Genomic DNA, 21,156 nt, shown 5'->3' with positions numbered 1-21,156 from the left:
CACGATGCCGGGGAATCCATGCGCCACAAGCCGACGCATCACAAGCGTGATGAGCCGCCCGCCGCCGGCGAAAGCCGCGAAGGCTACGTCCGGGTACGCGGCGCCCGCGAGCACAACCTGAAGGACGTCGACGTCGACATCCCGCGCGGCGCCCTGGTCGTGTTCACCGGCGTGTCCGGTTCGGGCAAGTCCTCGCTCGCCTTCGGCACCCTGTACGCGGAAGCCCAGCGACGCTACCTGGAATCGGTCTCGCCCTATGCACGCCGCCTGTTCCACCAGATGCCGGTGCCCGAGGTCGACGAGATCGACGGCCTGCCGCCGGCGGTGGCCCTGCAGCAGCAGCGCGGTTCGCCCACGGCGCGCTCTTCGGTGGGCAGCGTCAGCACGCTGTCGAATTCCCTGCGCATGCTGTACTCGCGCGCCGGCGACTATCCGCCGGGGCAGGAGCTGCTCTACGCCGAGTCCTTCTCGCCGAATACGCCGGAAGGGGCCTGCCCCGAATGCTCGGGCCTGGGCCGGGTGTATGAGGTGACCGAGCAGTCGATGGTGCCTGACGACTCGCTCACCATCCGCGAACGCGCCGTGGCCGCCTGGCCGCCAGCCTGGCACGGCCAGAACCTGCGCGACATCCTGGTCACCATGGGCTACGACGTCGACACGCCCTGGCGCGATCTGCCCAAGAAAGACCGCGACTGGATCCTGTTCACCGACGAGACCCCGACCGTGCCGGTCTACGCCGGCCTCACACCTAGGGAAACGCGAGCGGCACTGAAGCGCAAGGACCCGCCGAGCTACCAGGGTACCTTCACCGGCGCGCGCCGCTACGTGCTGCAGACCTTTGCCAACACCGAAAGCGCGTCGATGAAGAAGCGCGTAGCGCGCTATATGGTGAGCACGGAGTGTCCGCTGTGCCGCGGCAAGCGCCTGCGCCGGGAAGCGCTGTCGGTGACCTTTGCCGGCATCGACATCATGGAACTGTCGCGCATGCCGCTGGCGCGGCTTAGCGAGCTGTTGCAGCCTTATGCCGCGGGGGAAGCGGCCAGGGACAGTACGCGCGCCAGGGAACATCCCGAACAGATGATCGTCACCCGGCGCATCGCCCAGGACCTGTGCGCACGCCTGGGCGTGCTGCTCGACCTGGGGCTGGGCTACCTGGCGCTGGAACGCAGCACGCCGACCTTGTCGCCGGGCGAGCTGCAACGCCTGCGCCTGGCGACCCAGGTGCGTTCGAACCTGTTCGGCGTGGTCTACGTGCTGGACGAGCCCTCGGCCGGCCTGCACCCGGCCGATACCGAAGCCCTGCTCGATGCGCTGGCCCAGTTGAAGGCCGCCGGCAACTCGCTGTTCGTGGTCGAGCATGCGCTCGACGTGATCCGGCGTGCCGACTGGATCGTCGACGTCGGGCCGCAAGCGGGCGAGAAGGGCGGGCAGGTGATATACAGCGGCGTACCCGACGGCCTGAAGCGGGTGAAGGAATCGCAGACGCGCCGCTACCTGTTCGACGAAGCGCCATTGGAAAAGCGCACGCCGCGCCAACCGACCGGCTGGCTGCGCCTGGAGGGCGTGCGCCGCAATAACCTCGACGGCATCAGCGCCGAATTTCCGCTCGGTGTATTGAGCGCCGTGACCGGCGTGTCCGGCTCCGGCAAGTCGAGCCTGGTCAGCCAGGTGCTGGTCGAACTGGTCGGCGCCGCCCTCGGCCAGGCCGCTCCCGAGGCCGACACTCCGGAAAGCGAAGAACCCGGCCTGGAACAGGAAGCCGGCCTGCCGCTCGAAGGCCGCATCGTCGCCGGCATGGAAGGAATCCGGCGCATGGTGCGGGTCGACCAGAAGCCGATCGGCCGCACCCCGCGTTCCAACCTGGCGACGTACACCGGCCTGTTCGACCAGGTGCGCAAGCTGTTCGCCGCCACGCCGGATGCGAAGAAGCGCCGCTACGATGCCGGCCGCTTTTCCTTCAACGTGGCCAAGGGGCGCTGCGAGCACTGCGCGGGCGAGGGTTTCGTCATGGTCGAGCTGCTGTTCCTGCCCAGCGTGTATGCGCCATGCCCGACCTGCGAGGGCGCGCGCTACAACGCCAAGACCCTCGAGGTCCGCTATCGCGGCAGGAACATCGCCGAGGTGCTGGGCATGACGGTGGGCGAGGCGATTGGCTTCTTCGAGGGCGAGCCGTTGGTGGAGCGCTCGCTGGAAGTGCTGCTTGAAGTGGGCCTGGACTACCTGCGCCTGGGCCAGCCGGCCACGGAACTCTCGGGCGGCGAAGCGCAGCGCATCAAGCTCGCGTCCGAGCTGCAGCGCGCCGGCCGCGGCAACACCTTGTATGTGCTGGACGAGCCGACCACCGGACTGCATCCGCGCGATGCCGATCGCCTGGTGCTGCAGCTCAACCGCCTGGTCGATGCCGGCAATACGGTGATCGTGGTCGAGCACACCATGCGCGTGGTGGCCGGCTGCGACTGGGTGATCGACGTCGGTCCCGGCGCCGGCGACGAGGGTGGACAGGTAATCTGCGCCGGGCCGCCGGCCGAGGTGGCGGCTTGCAAGGCCAGCAGGACTGCGCCCTACCTGGCCGCTCATCTCCCTTAGCCGAATTTCACCAGGTTCATCGCGGTAAGCGCCCCGCCCGGGAACTGGGTCAGGCGGCCGCTCTTGGCCAGTCCGCCCGGGTCCACCGGGAGATAACTTAGTTGTCCCGCCAGACCGGCCACCTGCGCCTTTGCCGGCGGATCGTCCGCAGCCACGAACAGCAGCCGTTGCCCGCCCTTGGTGCGCGGATCGGTGGCCAGCAGCGCCGCGAAAAGGTGATTGAAGTCCTTGACCACGCGCGCTCACCGGGCAGTTCCGGAGCAGCAGCTGGCCGAGCATTTCCGGGCCGGCTGATCGGGGTATTTATTGCTTAACTGACAATTGTCGTGCTAGTAAGGCAATCCAATTGTGTGCGAGAAGAACACAGGTTGCGTTACACTTAGGATATTTTTTTCCCAACATTTGTCGCGCATGACTGGCTCCTCCATCGATAACCAACAATTCCGGCGCATCCTGACCCGCAATGTGGCCCTGCCGCTGGGAATGAGCGTCATCACCGCGATCGTCTTCGTGGCCATCATTGCCTATCTGATCAATGTCCTGACCTGGGTCGAGCATTCCGAGCGGGTGATCGGCCAGGCCCAGGAGGTCAGTAAGCTGTCGGCCGAGATGGAAGCGGGTATGCGCGGCTACCTGATCGCCGGCGACGAAGGTTTCCTGGCGCCGTATTCCTCGGCCAAGGAGCGCATGAAGAGCGGGCTGCAGAGCCTGGATGAGACGGTCAGCGACAGCCCCGTGCAGACCGAGCGGGTCAAGCGCATCCAGGCTGCACAGTCTCAGTGGGAACAGTTCGCAGACAACATGATCGAGCTGCGCCGCGGCGGCTTCGACGTGGTCGAGGCCGTGCGTACCGGCCGCGGCAAGAATCTCACCGACGAAATCCGCCGCAACTTCGACCTGTTCCTGGACGCCGAACGCCGCCTGCTACAGGAGCGCAACGATTCGGCGCGCGGCGTGACAACCTGGTCGGTCGCCATCTTCCTGTTGCTGAGCCTGTCGATCGGCGGCGGCCTGGCCATGTTCGGGCGCCGCCAACTGGTCAGCCTGTCGACTTCCTACCAGGAAGTGCTGGAGCACGAGGCCGAGCACAATGCCCAGCTGCGCCACCAGGACTGGCTGCGTTCCGGCCAGGCCGAACTGGCCACGAAGAGCGCCGGCATCCATACCCTCGAACCGCTGGCCGACGCGGTGCTGGCCTACGTGACGCGCTACCTGGAGGGCGTGGTCTCGGCCATGTACGTGCGCAGCGAGGAAGGCGTCCTGCGCCGCATCGGCGCCTACGGCTTCGCCCACGACACCGCCGAGCACGCCCAGCTGATCCAGCCGACCGAATCGCTGGCCAGCCAGGCCGCCAACGAGAACCGCATGCTGCACCTGCGCGAACTGCCGGAGGGCTACATCAAGGTCGGTTCCGCCCTGGGCGAAGCCTCGCCGCGCGAATTGCTCATTGCTCCGGTGGTCAACTACGGCAAGGTCAAGGGCGTGATCGAGATCGGCTTCCTGCATCCGGTTACGGCGCGCGACCGCGAGTTCCTGGAACTGATCGCGCCGAGCGTCGGCGCCTCGATGGCGGCCGTGCTGTACCGCCAGCGCCTGCAGAACGCGCTGGAAGAAACCCAGACCCTGAACGAGGAACTGCAGGTCCAGCAGGAAGAGCTGCGCACTGCCAACGAGGAGCTGGAAGAGCAGTCGCGCGCGCTGGAAGAATCGCAGACCGCGCTGGAAAACCAGCAATCCGAGCTGCGCGCCACCAACGACCAGCTGGCCGAGCAGGCGCTCAACCTCGACATGAAGAACGCGGCCCTCACGGCCGCTCAGGAGCAGCTGCGCCAGCGCGCGCTCGAACTGGAACGCGCCAGCCGCTACAAATCGGAATTCCTGGCCAATATGTCGCACGAGCTGCGCACGCCGCTCAACAGTTCGCTCATCCTGGCCAAGCTGCTGGCCGATAACGCTGCCGGCAACCTCAATGAAGAGCAGGTGCGCTTCGCCCAGACGATCTACTCGGCCGGCAACGACCTGCTGCACCTGATCAACGACATCCTCGACATCTCGAAGGTCGAGGCGGGCAAGCTGGAACTGGTGCCGGAAGAGGTGCCGCTGCGCCGCATGGTCGAGGGTCTGGCACGCAGCTTCGAGCCGCTGGCGCGCCAGAAAGCGCTCGACTTCAGCGTGGCGATCGACCCAAACGTGCCCGGCACCATCACCACCGACCGCCAGCGCGTGGAACAGATCCTCAAGAACCTGTTGTCCAACGCAGTGAAATTTACCGACAGCGGCGCCGTGGGCATGACCGTGGGCGTGACGCCGGAAGGCTGGGTGCAGTTCAGCGTGCGCGATTCCGGCATCGGCATCGCCCCGGACCAGCAGGAAAAGATCTTCGATGCCTTCCACCAGGCCGACGGCACCACCAGCCGCCGCTTCGGCGGCACCGGCCTGGGCCTGTCGATCTCGCGCGACCTCACCAGCCTGCTGGGCGGTACCCTGAACGTGTCGAGCCAGCCAGGCGAGGGCAGCCTGTTTACCCTGAGCCTGCCGCGCAGCGGCGCCGTGGCGGCTACGCCGCCGCCAGCGCCAGTCCTGAGCCCTGCGCTGGCCCCGGCGCAGCCGGCGCCCGTGGCAATCGCGGCCACGCCGGCGCCTAGCGCGGCCCCGGGGGCCGAGCCGGCCGCCAGCTTCCCGGACGACCGCGACAAACCGGCTGCCGGGATGCGCACCGTGCTGGTGATCGAGGACGAGCCGGAATTTGCACGCATCCTGTTCGACCTGGCGCACGAACTCGACTACCGCTGCCTGGTGGGCCTCAGCGCTGGCGAGGGCCTGGCGCTGGCCGCCAGCCAGAAGCCGGACGCGGTGCTGCTCGACATCCGCCTGCCGGACAGCTCCGGCCTGTCGGTGCTGCAGCAGCTGAAGGACAACCCGGCCACCCGCCATATCCCGGTGCACATCGTCTCGAGCGTGGAGAACGGCGGCGAGGCCCTGCACCTGGGCGCGATCGGCTATGCCCTGAAACCGACCAGCCGCGAACAGCTGGAAGAGGTGTTCCGCAAGCTGCAGGAAAAATCGAGCCAGAAGATCAAGCGCGTGCTGCTGGTCGAGGACGACGAGCGCCAGCGCGACAGCGTGGTGCAATTGATTGCCGACGCCGATGTCGAGATCAATGCGGTCGGTACCGGCGGCGACGCCCTGGCCCTGCTGAAAGAGCAGATCTTCGACTGCATGATCATCGATCTCAAGCTGCCCGACATGCAGGGCGGCGAGCTGCTCGAACGCATGGCCAGCGAGGAAGTCTGCTCCTTCCCGCCGGTGATCGTCTACACCGGCCGCAACCTCACGCGCGACGAGGAGGCCGAGCTGCTCAAGTATTCGCGCTCGATCATCATCAAGGGTGCCCGTTCGCCCGAGCGCCTGCTGGACGAGGTCACGCTGTTCCTGCACAAGGTGGAAAGCGAGCTCTCGTCGGAGCGCCAGACCATGCTGAAAGCCGTACGCGGGCGCGACCGCGTGTTCGAAGGGCGTACCATCCTGCTGGTGGACGACGACGTGCGCAACGTGTTCGCGCTGACCAGCGCGCTCGAATCGCGCGGCGCCCGGGTCGAGGTGGGACGGAATGGCTTCGAAGCCATCGCCAAGCTCGACGACATTCCAGGCATCGACCTGGTGCTGATGGACGTGATGATGCCGGGCATGGATGGCCTGGAAGCGACCCGCCGCATCCGCGCCGACGGACGTTTCGACCGCCTGCCGATCATCGCGATCACGGCCAAGGCGATGAAGGACGACCAGGAGCAGTGCCTGGCCGCCGGCGCCAACGACTACCTGGCCAAGCCGATCGACCTGAGCCGCCTGTACTCGCTGCTGCGGGTGTGGATGCCGGCGCTGGAGAGGATGTGAGCCCGGAGATTCCCGAACAACCGGACGACTTCGACATCGAGCTCAAGATGCTCATGGAAGCGGTCTACCTGAAGTACAACTACGACTTCAGGGACTACACCGGTGCGTCGCAGAAGCGCCGCATCCTGGTGGCCATGCGCGAGATGGAATGCGTCACCGTGTCCGCCCTCCAGGCGAAGGTGATGCACGAGCCGGACGGCTTCGCCCAGCTGCTGCAGTACCTGACCATCCCCGTCACCGAGATGTTCCGCGACCCGGAATACTGGGTGGCGCTGCGCGAGCACGTGGTCCCTTTCCTGAAGACCTATCCCTCGCTGAAGGTCTGGGTGGCCGGCTGCAGCACCGGCGAGGAGGTGTATTCGCTGGCCATCCTGCTGCAGGAAGAAGGACTGCTCGAGCGCACCATCATCTACGCCACCGACATCAACCCGGAATCGCTGGAAGCGGCGCGGCGCGGCGTGTTCAAGCTCGACGCCATGCGCCAGTACACCGAGAACTACCAGAAGGCCGGCGGCAAGCGCGCCTTTTCCGACTATTACACGGCGGCCTACAAGGGCGCGCTGTTCGACCGCGCATTGGTGGAGAACGTGACCTTCGCCGACCACAGCCTGGCCACCGACAGCGTGTTCTCGGAGACCCATTTCGTCAGCTGCCGCAATGTGCTGATCTATTTCAACCGCAAGCTGCAGGACCGCGTGCTCGCTTTGTTCCACGAGTCGCTGTGCTACCGAGGCTTCTTGGGACTGGGCAGCAAGGAGAGCATCGAGTTCTCCAGCCATGCCGACCGCTTCGACGTGCTGGCCCGGCGCGAGCGCATCTACCGCAAGGGCGCCGCATGAGCATCCGGTTAAGCGCACCGGCGGACGTCGGCCAGGCCCTGCGCGGGCGCCGCGTCGAACTGGTCGTCATCGGCGGCTCGGCCGGCGGCGTCGATGCGCTGTTCCAGCTGCTGCCCGGCATTCCGGCCGACTACCGCGCCACCGTCGTGTGCATCCTGCACGTGCCGGCCGGCCGCGACAGCCGCCTGGCCGAGCTGTTCGACCTGCGCGCCGCGTTGCCGGTGCGCGAGGCGCGCGACAAGGAGCCGCTCGAACCCGGCGTCATCTATTTTGCGGGATCGGGCTATCATCTGTCGATCGAGCGCGACCGCTGCTTCTCGCTCAGCTGCGAGCCGCCGGTGCAGTTCGCGCGCCCGGCGATCGACGTGCTGATGGAGTCAAGCGCCGATGCCTACGGCCCGCGGCTGGCCGGCATCCTCTTGAGCGGCGCCAACCATGACGGCGCCGACGGCATGTGCCGCATCCGCGAGTGCGGCGGGCTGACCGTCGTGCAGGACCCGGGCGAGGCCCAGGCCAGTACCATGCCGATCGAGGCGATCCGCCGCTGCGCCCCCGATCTCGTGCTGCCGCTGTCCGGCATCCGGACACTGCTTCCCATGCTGAGGAACCTATGAGCTCGCAAGACCCTAGCAAACTCCTGATCGTCGACGACCTGCCGGAAAACCTGCGTGCGCTCGACGCCCTGATCCGCGGCGAAGGACGCCTCGTCTACCAGGCTTCCTCGGGCGAGGAAGCACTGGCGCTGATGCTCGAACACGACTTCGCGCTCGCCATCCTCGACGTCCAGATGCCGGGCATGGATGGCTTCGAACTGGCCGAGCTGATGCGTGGCACGGAACGCACGCGCAACATCCCGATCGTGTTCGTATCCGCCGCCGGCCGTGAGCTGAACTACGCCTTCAAGGGCTACGAGACGGGCGCGGTCGACTTCCTCTACAAGCCGCTCGATTCGGATGCGGTGCGCAGCAAGGTCAACGTGTTTGTCACGCTCGACCAGCAGCGCCGCCAGATGCAGCGCCAGATGGCCGCGCTCGAGCGCAGCCGCCAGGAGCAGGAAACCCTGCTGCGCGAGCTGAACCAGACCCAGGAAGAACTGCAGCGCTCGCTGCGCATGCGCGACGAATTCATGTCGCTGGTGGCGCACGAGCTGCGTACGCCGCTCAACACCCTGTTCCTGGAAGCGCAGATGCGCAGCCTGCAGCTCAAGCGCGGCACGCTGGCCGCCATCAAGCCCGAGCAGTTCGAGACCATGATCAAGCGCGACGAGCGCCAGATCAAGGCCATGATCCGCCTGATCGACGACATGCTCGACGTCTCGCGCATGCGCAGCGGCCAATTGTCGATCCGCCCGGGGCCGGTAGCGCTGATGGACCTGCTCGAGCGGGTAGTGAGCGACCTCTCGCTACAGGCGGCGGCCACCGGCTGCAAGATGTCATTGCAGCCGCATCCGCCGGTGGCAGGCTGCTGGGACGAGTTCCGCATCGAGCAGGTGGTGGTGAACCTGCTCACCAATGCCTTGCGTTACGGCGGTGGGCAGCCGGTCGAAGTCAGCGTTCACTACGCGGGCGACACGGTGCGGATCGACGTGCGCGACGAGGGCAAGGGCATTGCGCCCAGCGACCTGGAACGCATCTTCGAACCCTATGAGCGCGGCGCGCGCAACGGCGAGCCGAAGGGGCTGGGCCTCGGGCTGTATATCTCGCGCCAGCTGGCGATCTCGCATGGGGGCGAGCTGCGGGTGAGCAGCAAGCCGGGGGAGGGCTCGACCTTCTCGCTGATTCTGCCGACCTGCGAGCAGACGGTTGCCGCGGCTACTACGGTTTGATGTTTTCTGTATCGTAGGGTGGGCGGGTTCTCCGCCCACGCGGTGATCGCTACCGGTTCCAATACCGTACCGAATGATCTCGCTGCAAACTATCACCGCGTGGGCGGGAGACCCGCCCACGCTATGAAAACCATCCTGTAACACATCTCCTCTATCCTCCTCAATCGAAGCACGGGTTGCACGACGCTGTCGTTTCGTCCACACTTCACGATTGCGCCGGCTTGCCGGCGTGATTACCCTTCGAAAGGGGAGAGCAATGCTTGTTTGATAGTTAAAATCAATCACGAGCATCGCATCAATCAATTTCACAAAAGACGACCAGGGCAGTACACTGGCGTCTATCAAATCTCTCAACAACCCGAAAACAGGAGAATACATGTCCCTCATCAACACCCAGATCAAGCCGTTCAAGGCCACCGCTTACCACAACGGCAAGTTCATCGATCTGACGGAAGAGAACTTCAAGGGCACCTGGTCGGTTCTGATGTTCTACCCGGCTGACTTCACCTTCGTCTGCCCGACCGAACTGGAAGACCTGGCTGCATTCCAGCCGGAATTCGAAAAGATGGGCGTGAACGTGTACGGCGTGTCGACCGACAGCCACTTCGCGCACAAGGCATGGCACGACACCTCGGAAGCCATCAAGAAAGTGAACTACCCGCTGATCGGCGACCCGACCGGCACCCTGTCGCGCAACTTCGAAGTCATGATCGAAGAAGAAGGCATGGCACTGCGCGGCACCTTCGTGATCAACCCGGAAGGCCAGATCAAGGTCATGGAAGTGCACGACAACGGCATCGGCCGCGACGCGTCGGAACTGATGCGCAAGGTGAAAGCTGCCCAGTACGTCGCATCGCACCCGGGCGAAGTGTGCCCGGCCAAGTGGACCGAAGGCGCCGAAACCCTGACCCCGTCGCTGGACCTGGTCGGCAAGATCTAAGCTGGCAGTAGAGTAGTACCGTGCCGGGCCGCCGCGGCGGCCCGGTGCATTTCAGGGACCCGTTCTGGGTTCCAGGCACCGCCATACATTGAACAATAACGTCATAGTCAAGGAAAACATCATGCTGGACGCAACCCTCAAGAAGCAGTTGCAAGCCTATCTGGAAAAAGTGGTGCAGCCGATTGAGCTCGTTGCATCGCTGGATGATTCGCCGAAGGCGCGTGAAATGGATGAACTGCTCCGCGAAATCGCCGCGTTGAGCAACAAGATCACCGTGCGCAACGACGGCAACAATGCCCGCAAGCCGTCCTTCTCGATCCAGCGCGTGGGTACCGATATCGCCGTGGATTTCGCCGGCATTCCGCTCGGCCACGAATTCAGCTCGCTGGTGCTGGCACTGCTGCAGGTGGGCGGCCACCCGATCAAGCTGGACCAGGCTGTCATCGACCAGATCAAGGACCTGGACGGCGACTATGTATTCGAGACCTTCATTTCGCTGAGCTGCCACAACTGCCCGGAAGTGGTGCAGGCTCTCAACGCGATGTCGGTGATTAATCCGCGCATCAAGGTCGTCGCCATCGACGGCGGCGTGTTCAAGAGCGAAGTCGAAGCGCGCCAGATCATGGCGGTACCGATGATGTTCCTGAACGGCCAGCACTTCGGCCAGGGCCGCACCAGCGTGGAAGAGATCCTCGCCAAGATCGATACCGGCGCCGGCGCCCGCAAGGCGCTTGAACTGAACAAGAAAGACCCGTTCGACGTGCTGATCGTCGGCGGCGGTCCTGCCGGCGCGGCCGCGGCGATCTATGCTGCCCGCAAAGGCATCCGCACCGGCGTGCTGGCCGACCGTTTCGGCGGCCAGGTGCTGGACACGCTCGCCATCGAGAACTTCGTCTCGATGAAGGAAACCGACGGCCCGAAGTTCGCCGTTGCCCTGGAAGAGCACGTCAAGCACTACGAAGTCGACATCATGAACACCCAGCGCGCCAACAAGCTGGTCGAAGGCAAGCTGATCGAAGTGCACACCGAAACCGGTGCGGTGCTGAAGTCGAAGTCGGTGATCCTGGCCACCGGCGCCCGCTGGCGCGAGATCAACGTGCCGGGCGAGCGCGAGTACCGTAACAAGGGCGTGGCGTACTGCCCGCACTGCGACGGCCCGCTGTTCAAGGGCAAGCGCGTGGCCGTGATCGGCGGCGGCAACTCGGGCGTGGAAGCGGCGATCGACCTGGCGGGTATCGTCAAGGAAGTGACCCTGATCGAGTTCGGCGCCGAACTGCGTGCCGATGCGGTCCTGCAGCGCAAGCTCTACTCGCTGAAGAATGTCACCGTCATCAAGTCGGCGCAGACCACCGAGATCCACGGCGACGGCAAGATCGTCAACGGCCTGTCGTACAAGGACCGCAACAGCGGCGAACTGAAGCGCGTTGACCTGGAAGGCGTGTTCGTCCAGATCGGCCTGGTGCCGAACGCCGAATGGCTGAAGGGCACGCTGGACCTGTCGGCGCACGGCGAGATCGAAGTCGACGCCAAGGGCCAGACCTCGATCCCGGGCGTGTTCGCGGCGGGCGACGTCACCACGGTGCCGTTCAAGCAGATCGTGATCGCGGTGGGCGAGGGCGCCAAGGCCTCGCTGGCGGCCTTCGACTACCTGATGCGCCTGCCGGTGGAGGAAACCGGCGCTGTCGAGGAAGCCAAGGCAGCTTAAGGGCAAGCAGGCTGCCCGGCCTGCCTCGCTCCCCAGCCAGGAACGCCATTCCCCTCATGGGATGGCGTTTTTTTTACGCGCTACGCGTCCAGTTTACTGGATGAATAAATCCAGTATAATGGACGCATGGACATCAACGAACTGATTTCCCGCCGCGTGCGAACCTTGCGCGAGGAGCGGGGTTTGTCGCTCGCGACGCTTGCCGAACTGAGCGGAGTAGGCCGCTCGACCATTTCCCTGATCGAGCGTGGCGAAAGCAGCGCCACCGCCACGGTGCTCGACAAGCTGGCCAGCGCCCTCGGCGTCACCCTGGCCTCGCTGTTCGAGCAGGCCGGCGACGGCGGTGCCGAGCCCTCTCCCGTCTCGCGTACCGCGGAGCAGCCGGTATGGACCGATCCGGTCACCGGCTACCTGCGCCGCAACCTGTCTCCGGCAGCGCCTTCGCCGATCCAGCTGGTCGAGGTGGTCTTCCCGCCCGGCCAGCGGGTGGCCTTCGAGACCTCGACCGGCGACGTCGACATCCGGCAGCAGGTCTGGATCATCGAAGGAGAAATGGACATCACGGTCGGCGACGGACACTGGCACCTGGACAGCGGCGACTGCCTGGCCATGCGCGTGGACCGGCCGACCACCTTCCATAACCGCGGCGGCAAACCGGCGCGCTACGTGGTGGCGCTGGTGACGCAGGCGAATATCTCTAACAGGAGGAATGGATGAACGAAGCCGTCACAGTACGGCGCCTCGGTGCCCGGGAAGCCTTCGACGCCGTCGAGGCCCTGGCCGACGTGCTGGTCGATTGCGTCGAAGGCGGCGCTTCCGTGAGTTTCATGCTGCCGCTGGCGCGCGACAAGGCCCTGGCGTTCTGGCGCGGCGTGGCCGAGGGTGTCGCGCGCGGCGAGCGTGCCCTGCTGGTGGCCGAGGATGCCGAGGGCCGGATCGTCGGCACCGTGCAGCTGGTCACGGCGATGCCGGACAACCAGCCGCACCGGGCCGATGTCGCCAAGATGCTCGTTCATCGCCGTGCGCGCCGCGCCGGCATCGCACGGCGGTTGATGGCAGAGCTCGACGAGGTGGCGAAAGAGGAGGGGAAAAGCGTGCTGGTGCTCGACACGGTCACCGGCGGCGATGCCGAACGCCTGTACGAGCGTGCCGGATGGCAGCGGGCCGGCGTGGTGCCGAAGTTCGCGCTGATGCCCGGCGGCGAGTTGTGCGCGACGACATTCTTCTACAAGCATCTCTAGCATTGCTCTACGGATCGCCGTGACGCCTGGAGCAGGCGTGATATCGGTGTGCACGCGTAGCTTGGCCGAATAAACGCTTATTCGGTTCGATCATTTTGTCGATTACATCGCATGCATCGACATGACAAGACTTGTTTTTCTTCCATCGGCACGCCGTCAGAATATCCCGGGAAAATGCCGGCAAATCAAAACGGAAATTTTCGGACCGGTATTGTACAGGTGTTTTTCTTTATTAAGCCCGCCTATTTTCTATCTTTTGAAATAGCCCGATAAACGGACTCATATATGAAATAGCTGTTAGTATGAATTTCCGCTCTAGGTGAATTTCGCTGAATCGGCAATATGAAGGTTTACCACAATGATCCAATATGGACTAAGCCGTTTTATCGAAAACAACATGGAGCCCATCATGCAGGCATGGGAGGATTTTGCGCGAACGATCGAGCCGCCCGCCTTGACGATGGACGATGTCGAACTGCGGGACCATGCCAAGCAAATGCTGCATGCCTTCGCCGCCGACCTGGCCACACCGCAATCCGAATACGAGCAGATCGCCAAGTCGAGAGGCCTTGGAAAGCGCGGGCCCGACGATACGGCGGCCGAGACGCACGCCGAGGCCCGCCTCCTGTCGGGGTATACCGTTGTCCAGCTTGTCTCCGAGTACCGTGCATTGCGTTCGAGCGTGCTGATGCTGTGGGCTGCTGACACGGGAGGTCATCAGCGCAATGATCTTGCCGACATTACCCGCTTTAATGAAGCGGTCGACCAGGCCTTGGCCGAATCAATTGCCCGCTACGAATTCATGGTCAAGCAATCGCAGAACATGTTTCTTGCGATTCTTGGACACGACCTGCGCAATCCGCTCGGCACCGTGGTTTCCGGGGCGAGCTTTCTCATGCAAGCCGTCGACCTGCCGCCCAAATACATCCTCGTGGCGACCAGGATGTTCAACAGCGGCAAACGCATGAGCAAGTTGATCAACGACCTGATCGATTTCACGCGTACCCACCTCGGTCCAGGCATCCCGATCCGCGTCAAGCAAAGCAGCCTTGTCGGGTTATGTGAAGAGGTCGTCAACGAGGCACGCACCTTCCATCCCGAGCGCTCGATCGAGCTGCAGGTTCCGGGAAAGCTCGATGCCATCTTCGATGAGGGGCGCCTGGCGCAAGCGATGTCGAACCTGATCGGTAACGCGATCCAGTACAGCTCCCCGAATTTTCCGGTGAGCGTCCGGCTTTCCAGCGACAACGATACAGTCAGCATCTCCGTGAACAATCGGGGAGAAACCATTCCGCCGGACAAGATGGCAAGCATTTTCGATCCGATGGTACGCATTGCATCGCACGTCAGCCAAATGGACCAGAACGATACGGAACGTACCAGCTTGGGTATCGGCCTCTACATTGCGCGCGAGATCATCCACGCACATGAGGGGAAGCTTCATGTCACATCAAATATGGAGGATGGAACGACCTTCATGGTGACAATGCCGCGCCTGCCGGCAGGATTTCGCGATGCTGATGCGGCAACGGGTTTCAAGATGCGCCAAAGCCCAGGCAGCCATGATTGACGATACCGATACCAGTAATGTGGTAGAGCACAGAATTGCGGGACCCCGGTTCAAGACCCTGGTGATCGATGACGAACCCGAGCTTGCAAATATCGCCGGAGAATTGCTCACCTATTATGACATCGAGGTGCTGGTCGTTTATTCGGCGCGTGAAGCACTCGTGCTCCTGGAAGCACACGGCGATATCGACGCAATTTTTTCCGACGTGATGATGCCTTGCATGACCGGATTGGAATTGGCGGAAACTGTTGCCAACGCCTACCCATCGATCAGGATCGTTCTCACCTCCGGATTTACTGCGCGTGCTCTTTGGGAGCGGCACACGCGCCGTTTTCCCTTCATCGGGAAACCCTATTCCATCGAAGCAGTGATCCAGCTTCTGAAGTCCTAGATCCGTCGCGCACTACCGTGCGCTCAGTGAAAAGCAAGAAGCAGGGAGCCGGTCAGCGCTTCGGTCTCGAACAGCAGCCAGGTGGCCGCGCTGGCCAGTGCCAGGTGGACTGCGGTCCAGGTCATTGGATGATGGCGTGCCATGATGAGACTCCCTGATCGCTTGGATTCGTAGTGATGATGGTGTCATCTTAGCCACCTGTCCCGACCATAACCATCGGCAAAAACACCGTCGCTTTGTAGGAGTAAAGCTTGTGTCATTGCCACGAAGAATTGAGGTTACGCGACGGGCGTGGCAAAAGTTGAGTTCCTACGGGTGAGGTAGGCTGCGTCCTATATTGCGTGGCATGTGGGAGGCATAGAGTAGCGTGCATCATGACCCGACACGAACCCAAACTCCTGCACCGCGGCCTGCTCGCCGTGCGCCGTAACACCATCCGTCGCCTGCTGCGTTCCACCTTCGGAATCGACCAGCTGCGCGAAGGCCAGCAACGCGTCATCGACAGCGTCCTCGACGGCAAGGACACGCTGGCGATCATGCCCACCGGCGGCGGCAAGTCGCTGTGTTACCAGATCCCCGCCAAGATGCTCGAGGGGATCACGATCGTCGTCTCGCCCCTGATCTCGCTGATGAAGGACCAGCTCGAGAAACTGGAAGAGCTCGGCATCCGCTCGGTGCAGGTCAACAGCAGCCTGAATGCCGAGGAAGAAGCCGCCGCGATCGAGGCGATCGCGGGTGAAGCCTGCGAGATCGTGTTCTGCACGCCGGAACGCCTGGTCTCGCCCGAATTCATCGACGTCCTCAAGGGGGTCACGCTCGACATTGTCGTCGTCGACGAGGCGCACTGCATCTCGCAATGGGGGCATGATTTCCGCCCGGCCTACATCGGCCTGTCCGCGGCCCTCGACGCCCTTGGCAAGCCACCGGTGTTGGCCTTGACGGCGACCGCGACCGAAGACGTCATGGCCGACATCGGCAAGCAACTGGGCCGCAAGCTAAATGTCATCAACACCGGCATCTACCGGCCCAACCTGCACTACAGCGTGGTGCAGGTGACCAATCCGCAGGAAAAGCTGACGCAGGCATTGAAGCTGGTGCAGGAAACCGAGGGCATCGGCATCGTCTATGCCGCCACCGTGAAGGTGGCCGAGGAAATGCTGGCCGTGCTGGAAGAAGCCGGCGAGTCGGTCACGATCTACCATGGCAAGCTGGCAGCCAGCGAGCGCAAGCAGAACCAGGACATGTTCATGAACGGCGAGCGCCGCGTCATGGTGGCCACCAATGCCTTCGGCATGGGCATCGACAAGAGCGACACCCGCTTCGTGATCCACCTGCAGATTCCGGCCAACCTCGAATCCTATTACCAGGAATCGGGTCGCGCCGGACGCGACGGACTCGATGCGACGTGCACGCTGCTGTTCCTGCAGGACGACAAGCGCATCCAGCAGTTCTTCCTGGTCAAGCACTATCCGGCCGAAGCCGAACTGCACATGGTCTACGAGACGGCGCGCGAACTGGCCCAGGAAGGACCGCTGACCATGGAGCGCCTCGAAACCGCACTCGAGGGCGCAGGTGAAGCCAAGCTCAAGGTCTGCATCAAGCTGCTCAAGGATGCCAAGTTGCTGCGGCAAAACCGCAAGCTCGCGTTCTCGGTGCCGAACAAGGAGCCTGAACCGGGAGTGTTCGGCAAATTGGCCGAGGTCTATGTCCAGAAAGCTGAACGGGAACGCGAGGCGCTCGACCAGATGGTAGGCTATGCCGTAAGCGGCTTTTGCCGCTGGAAGCTGTTGCTGGACTATTTCGGCGACGAAGTCGACGGCTTCGAGAGCTGCTGCAAGTGCGATAACTGCCTGAACCCGCCTGCGCTGACCTTGACGGAAGACATCAAGATCCGCGATGACGAATTCGACCGTGAACCTGCTCCTGTGCCTTCCGGCCCGCAATTCGACCTCGGCAGCCGCGCCAAGGCGCCGAAGTACGGCGAGGGCACCGTGGTGGCCGTTGCCGGCGACCAGGTGACACTGGCGTTTCCGGGCCAGGAAGAACCGCGAACCTTCCTGGCTGAATTTCTGGAGCCAGCCTGAGGCTGCGCTTTTTCTGTGAAAGGACCGCATGGGAGACATGGTCGTCGTCCGCAAGGAGGGGCTGTACTGCGTACCTGGTGGGTTCTACATCGACCCCTGGCGCCCGGTGGACCGGGCCGTGATCACGCATGCCCACGGTGACCATGCGCGCTACGGCCACGGCCACTACCTGTCGGCGGCGCCCGGCGTCAACGTCTTGAGGTCGCGCCTGGGCGACATCCACGTCCAGGGCCTCGGGTACGGCGAGACGATCCAGCACAACGGCGTCACCATCTCGCTGCACCCGGCCGGCCACGTGCTCGGCTCGGCGCAGGTCCGCATGGAGTGCGGCGGCGAGGTCTGGGTGGCCTCGGGCGACTACAAGGTCGAACCCGACAAGACCTGCGCCCCCTTCGAGCCGGTGCGCTGCGATACGTTCATTACCGAATCCACCTTCGGCCTGCCGATCTACCGCTGGGATCCCGAGCAGCAGGTCATCGACGAAATGAATGCCTGGTGGCGCCGCAATGCCGACGAGGGGCGCTGCAGCGTGGTGTTCGCCTACGCCTTCGGCAAGGCCCAGCGCATCCTCTCGCGCCTGGATGCATCGATCGGGCCGATCGTCTGCCATGGCGCGGTGGAGCCGCTCAACCGTGTGTACCGCGCCGGCGGCGTGGACTTGCCGGAGACCGTCATGGTCAGCGAGATCGACAAGGCGCTGCTGCGGCGGGCGATCGTGATCGCGCCGCCTTCGGCCAGCGGCTCGCCCTGGATGAAACGTTTCGGCGACTACAGCGATTCCTTTGCCAGCGGCTGGATGCTGCTGCGCGGCGCCCGGCGGCGGCGCGGGGTGGACCGCGGCTTCGTGCTGTCCGACCATGCCGACTGGCCTGGCTTGATGAGCGCCATCAAGGCGACCGAGGCACAGCAGGTGATCGTCACCCACGGTTCAATTCCTACCATGGTGCGCTGGCTGTGCCAGAACGGGCTGGACGCCAAAGGCTTCGATACCGAATACGGTGACGAGGAAGAGGACGAGGCTGGCCCGCCGGCGGGCGCGGCGGCGAACAGGGTGCAGAAAGAGGCGGCAGCGGAAACGGAGGCATCGGAACCGGAAGGAGCGGCCGATGCGTGAATTCGCCCGCCTGTACGCCGAACTCGACGAAACCACCTCGACCACCCGCAAGCTCGACGCCCTGCAATCCTATTTCTCGCACGCCGCCCCCGAAAACGCTGCCTGGGCGGTGTACTTCCTCGCCGGCGGCAAGCCGCGCCAGGCGGTACCGACGAAACTGCTGCGCCAGTACGCCATCGAATATTCCAGCCTGGACGACTGGCTGTTCGACGAGTCCTACCACGCGGTGGGCGACATGGCCGAAACCATCGCCCACATCCTGCCGCCGCCCACCCGCCGTAGCGACGTCGGGCTGGCCGAGTGGATGGAGCAGAGGATCGGCCCCCTGCGCGGCGCCGACCCGGGCACGATCCGGGAAGCCCTGTTCGCGGCCTGGGATGAACTCGACTGGCGCGAGCGCTTCCTGTTTGTGAAGCTGATCGGCGGTGGGTTCCGCGTGGGCGTGTCGCGCCTGCTGGTCACCCGCGCGCTGGCGGCGATCGCCGCCGTCGACAGCAAGCTGATCGCCCAACGTTTGATGGGCTGGACCGACAACTCCGTTAGACCGACCGCCGCCAGCTTCCTGCAGCTGATCGCCGCGCAGTCGGATGAGGAACACAAGCTGCGCGGCGGCCAGCCCTATCCTTTTTTCCTGGCGCACCAGCTGCAGGGCGAGCCGAGCGCCCTGGGCGAGGTCGACGACTGGCAGGTGGAGTGGAAATACGACGGCATCCGCGCCCAACTGGTCCGGCGCGGCGGCCAGAACTTCCTGTGGTCGCGCGGCGAAGACCTGATCACCGAGCGCTTTCCCGAGTTGGCCAATGTGCGGATTCCGGAAGGGACGGTGCTGGATGGCGAGGTCCTGATCTGGCAGCCGGGTTGCGATGCGCCGGCGCCGTTTGCCGACCTGCAGAAGCGCATCGGCCGCAAGACCCTGAGCGCGAAATTGCTGAACGAACTGCCGGCGGTGCTGTGCTGCTACGACCTGCTCGAATTCGGCGGCGTCGACTTGCGCGCGCTGCCCCAGCACGAGCGGCGCGCGCTGATGGAGACCGAGGTGGCGGCCATCGACGTGCCGCAGCTGCGCCTCTCGCCCGTCGTGCAGGCCGGCAGCTGGGACGCGCTGGCGGCGCTGCGCGCCGAGTCGCGCCAGCGCGGCGTCGAGGGCATGATGCTCAAGGCGCGCAGCGCGCAGTACGGCGTGGGCCGTACCAAGGATGTCGGCACCTGGTGGAAGTGGAAGATCGATCCGTATACGGTGGACGCGGTGCTGATCTACGCCCAGGCCGGCAGCGGTCGCCGCGCCTCGCTCTACACCGATTACACCTTCGCCGTGTGGGACGGGGAGGGCGAGGAGCGCAAGCTGGTCCCCTTCGCCAAGGCTTATTCGGGCCTGACCGATGCCGAGATCCAGCAGGTGGACAATGCCGTGCGCAAGACCACCATCGAGAAATTCGGGCCGGTGCGTTCGGTGAAGCCGACCATGGTGTTCGAGATCGGCTTCGAGGGCATCGCCCTGTCGACGCGCCACAAGGCCGGCATCGCGGTGCGCTTCCCGCGCATCCTGCGGCGGCGCTTCGACAAGCCGGTCGAGGAAGCCGATACCCTCGATACCCTGAAGGGGTTGCTGGCAGCCGCCTAGTGCAGGCGGCTGCGCTTGCGGTTATACATCTGCTCGTCGGCCAGCAGCACATAATCCACCAGCGACTGCCCGCTGAGCGGATTGCAGGATACGACGCCAGCGCTGACCGATACGGTGTAGGGCCTCTCCTGCATCAGGTTGAAGGCACGCAGGTTGGCCTCGATACGGTCGAGGATCGCGCGCGGGCGTTCATCGTCCAGGGTATAGGCGACAAACTCGTCCCCGCCGAGGCGCGAGACCACGTCGGCCTGGCGGAAGGACTGGCGAAACACCTGTGCCGCATCGCGGATCAGGCCGTCGCCGGCGTCATGGCCGAGTTCATCGTTGACGCGTTTCAGGCCGTCGATGTCGGCGAAGATCACGGCGCTGCGTGCACGCTTGCGCTGCGCCACCTTGAAGACGCGTTCCGCCTGCACGAAGAAGCCGCGCCGGTTGTACAGGCCGGTCAGCACATCGGTAAGCGACAGCATGCGCATCCTGGTGGCCGCCTCGTCGCGCAGCGCCAGTTCGACGGCATGGGCCGCGGCCGTATTGGCCATGTTCTCGCGATGCTGCGTGATCTGTTGTTCGAGGATGGTGCGCGTTTCGATCTTGCCCAGTGCCGCCGCCGTCAGCTCGAGGATGGTCTGGTCGATGCGCCGGCAGCCATCCCCGGCTTCCTCGGGCAGTGCACGGTCCCAGGCGAAGGTGAGCGAGGCCAGTGCGGCATGCACGGGGACGGCAAGCGAGAGCATGCGTGCATCCGGCGGAACATCCTCGACGAAGGAGTCCGGGTCAGGGCTTTCCAGGGAGGACAGCTGCGCCATCCCCGCAGGGTAGAGAGAATGCGCCGTGTCTGTGTCATGGGCCCTGCCGAGGTGGTCGAAACCCGTCAGGACCCAGCGTCCGTTGCGCAGGATGAGCAGGGCCGCTTCCGGTTGCAGCATCTCGGCGATGGTGCGGCCGGCCAGGGCTAGCGTACTGGCGATGTCATCGGTCTGGAACAGTTCGCGGGACAAGGCCAGGAGAACGCTCAGCTGGGAAGCGGCCAGGGGCAGGGCTCCTGCTTGATCTTTGCTCATCATCGTTGTCTCCATGCTTCGCTTGCCCGGCACCGGCCTAATCGTCGGCAGGGCCGGGAGGGAAGGGGACGATCGCTTCCGAGATCGCCTGTTCGGCGCTGGGCGTACGGCGCAGTCCGGGGTGGTCGAGTACGCGCGCGATGACATCTGCAGGAACATGCATGTACTCCATATAGTGCCTTGCGACCGAGCGATCGCGCACCATCAGGATGTTGACCCCGCGCGTCACCACATTCGCCGTCTCGATATCGGTTCGCCTCTGCCGTTCGCTCATGTATGTCCTGT

Annotated in this window: 17 protein-coding genes; 14 read left to right on the top strand and 3 right to left on the bottom strand. The window is 64.3% G+C overall.

All coding sequences use genetic code 11. The features are described 5' to 3' along the window. The first annotated feature begins 18 nt into the window (after positions 1-18). Positions 19-2,586, top strand: coding sequence for an excinuclease ABC subunit UvrA (locus MA09_RS14320; protein ID WP_036249574.1), 2,568 nt, complete (start codon positions 19-21; stop codon positions 2,584-2,586). Here the strand turns inward: MA09_RS14320 and MA09_RS14315 are convergent. Continuing rightward, complete coding sequence (locus MA09_RS14315) at positions 2,583-2,822, bottom strand: hypothetical protein (protein ID WP_051933440.1); 240 nt, start codon at positions 2,820-2,822, stop codon at positions 2,583-2,585. The two genes, MA09_RS14320 and MA09_RS14315, sit on opposite strands and share 4 nt — an antisense overlap. Before the next feature lie 175 nt (positions 2,823-2,997). Between MA09_RS14315 and MA09_RS14310 the strand changes: the two genes are divergently transcribed. The 13 genes from MA09_RS14310 (at position 2,998) to MA09_RS14250 (ending at position 19,810) form a co-directional block, all read left to right on the top strand. Beyond that, on the top strand, positions 2,998-6,480 hold the full coding sequence (locus MA09_RS14310) for a response regulator (RefSeq protein ID WP_036249572.1): 3,483 nt from the start codon (positions 2,998-3,000) through the stop codon (positions 6,478-6,480). A gap of 47 nt (positions 6,481-6,527) precedes the next feature. Then, entirely contained in the window at positions 6,528-7,319 is a 792-nt protein-coding gene (locus MA09_RS14305) for a protein-glutamate O-methyltransferase CheR (RefSeq protein WP_036250114.1), read from the top strand. Continuing rightward, complete coding sequence (locus MA09_RS14300) at positions 7,316-7,933, top strand: chemotaxis protein CheB (RefSeq protein ID WP_051933439.1); 618 nt, start codon at positions 7,316-7,318, stop codon at positions 7,931-7,933. Before MA09_RS14305 ends, MA09_RS14300 begins: the two co-directional genes overlap by 4 nt. Further along, positions 7,930-9,144, top strand: a complete 1,215-nt coding sequence (locus MA09_RS14295) for a hybrid sensor histidine kinase/response regulator (RefSeq protein WP_036249570.1) — start codon at positions 7,930-7,932, stop codon at positions 9,142-9,144. Before MA09_RS14300 ends, MA09_RS14295 begins: the two co-directional genes overlap by 4 nt. A 376-nt stretch (positions 9,145-9,520) precedes the next feature. Then, on the top strand, positions 9,521-10,084 hold the full coding sequence (gene ahpC / locus MA09_RS14290) for an alkyl hydroperoxide reductase subunit C (RefSeq protein WP_036249567.1): 564 nt from the start codon (positions 9,521-9,523) through the stop codon (positions 10,082-10,084). Positions 10,085-10,205: 121 nt separating this feature from the next. Further along, entirely contained in the window at positions 10,206-11,789 is a 1,584-nt protein-coding gene (gene ahpF / locus MA09_RS14285) for an alkyl hydroperoxide reductase subunit F (RefSeq protein ID WP_036249565.1), read from the top strand. Between the two features lie 126 nt (positions 11,790-11,915). Next, positions 11,916-12,506: a helix-turn-helix domain-containing protein gene (locus MA09_RS14280; protein WP_036249563.1), complete on the top strand. Its 591-nt coding sequence runs from the start codon at positions 11,916-11,918 to the stop codon at positions 12,504-12,506. Next, positions 12,503-13,030 carry a GNAT family N-acetyltransferase gene (locus MA09_RS14275; protein WP_036249561.1) on the top strand — a complete coding sequence of 176 codons (528 nt, stop codon included), beginning with the start codon at positions 12,503-12,505 and terminating at the stop codon, positions 13,028-13,030. The genes MA09_RS14280 and MA09_RS14275 overlap by 4 nt, the downstream gene beginning before the upstream one ends. 397 nt (positions 13,031-13,427) lie before the next feature. Beyond that, on the top strand, positions 13,428-14,600 hold the full coding sequence (locus tag MA09_RS14270) for a HAMP domain-containing sensor histidine kinase (RefSeq protein ID WP_229440713.1): 1,173 nt from the start codon (positions 13,428-13,430) through the stop codon (positions 14,598-14,600). Then, positions 14,593-14,991, top strand: coding sequence for a response regulator (locus MA09_RS14265; protein WP_036249560.1), 399 nt, complete (start codon positions 14,593-14,595; stop codon positions 14,989-14,991). Before MA09_RS14270 ends, MA09_RS14265 begins: the two co-directional genes overlap by 8 nt. A 374-nt stretch (positions 14,992-15,365) precedes the next feature. Next, positions 15,366-17,075: an ATP-dependent DNA helicase RecQ gene (locus tag MA09_RS14260; protein ID WP_036249559.1), complete on the top strand. Its 1,710-nt coding sequence runs from the start codon at positions 15,366-15,368 to the stop codon at positions 17,073-17,075. A gap of 28 nt (positions 17,076-17,103) precedes the next feature. Then, positions 17,104-18,189: a ligase-associated DNA damage response exonuclease gene (locus MA09_RS14255; protein WP_036249558.1), complete on the top strand. Its 1,086-nt coding sequence runs from the start codon at positions 17,104-17,106 to the stop codon at positions 18,187-18,189. Continuing rightward, entirely contained in the window at positions 18,182-19,810 is a 1,629-nt protein-coding gene (locus tag MA09_RS14250) for an ATP-dependent DNA ligase (protein ID WP_036249556.1), read from the top strand. The genes MA09_RS14255 and MA09_RS14250 overlap by 8 nt, the downstream gene beginning before the upstream one ends. Here the strand turns inward: MA09_RS14250 and MA09_RS14245 are convergent. Together MA09_RS14245 and MA09_RS14240 are read right to left on the bottom strand one after the other, a co-directional pair. Further along, positions 19,807-20,874 (bottom strand): diguanylate cyclase, encoded by a 1,068-nt coding sequence (locus MA09_RS14245; protein WP_229440711.1) that lies wholly within the window; start codon positions 20,872-20,874, stop codon positions 19,807-19,809. The genes MA09_RS14250 and MA09_RS14245 overlap by 4 nt on opposite strands. Before the next feature lie 34 nt (positions 20,875-20,908). Further along, complete coding sequence (locus MA09_RS14240; protein WP_036249554.1) at positions 20,909-21,145, bottom strand: hypothetical protein; 237 nt, start codon at positions 21,143-21,145, stop codon at positions 20,909-20,911. Positions 21,146-21,156 lie beyond the last annotated feature (11 nt).

This window comes from Massilia sp. BSC265, from assembly GCF_000740675.1.
Lineage (GTDB): Bacteria > Pseudomonadota > Gammaproteobacteria > Burkholderiales > Burkholderiaceae_D > Telluria.
This window is presented reverse-complemented; position numbering and strand designations above follow the sequence as displayed.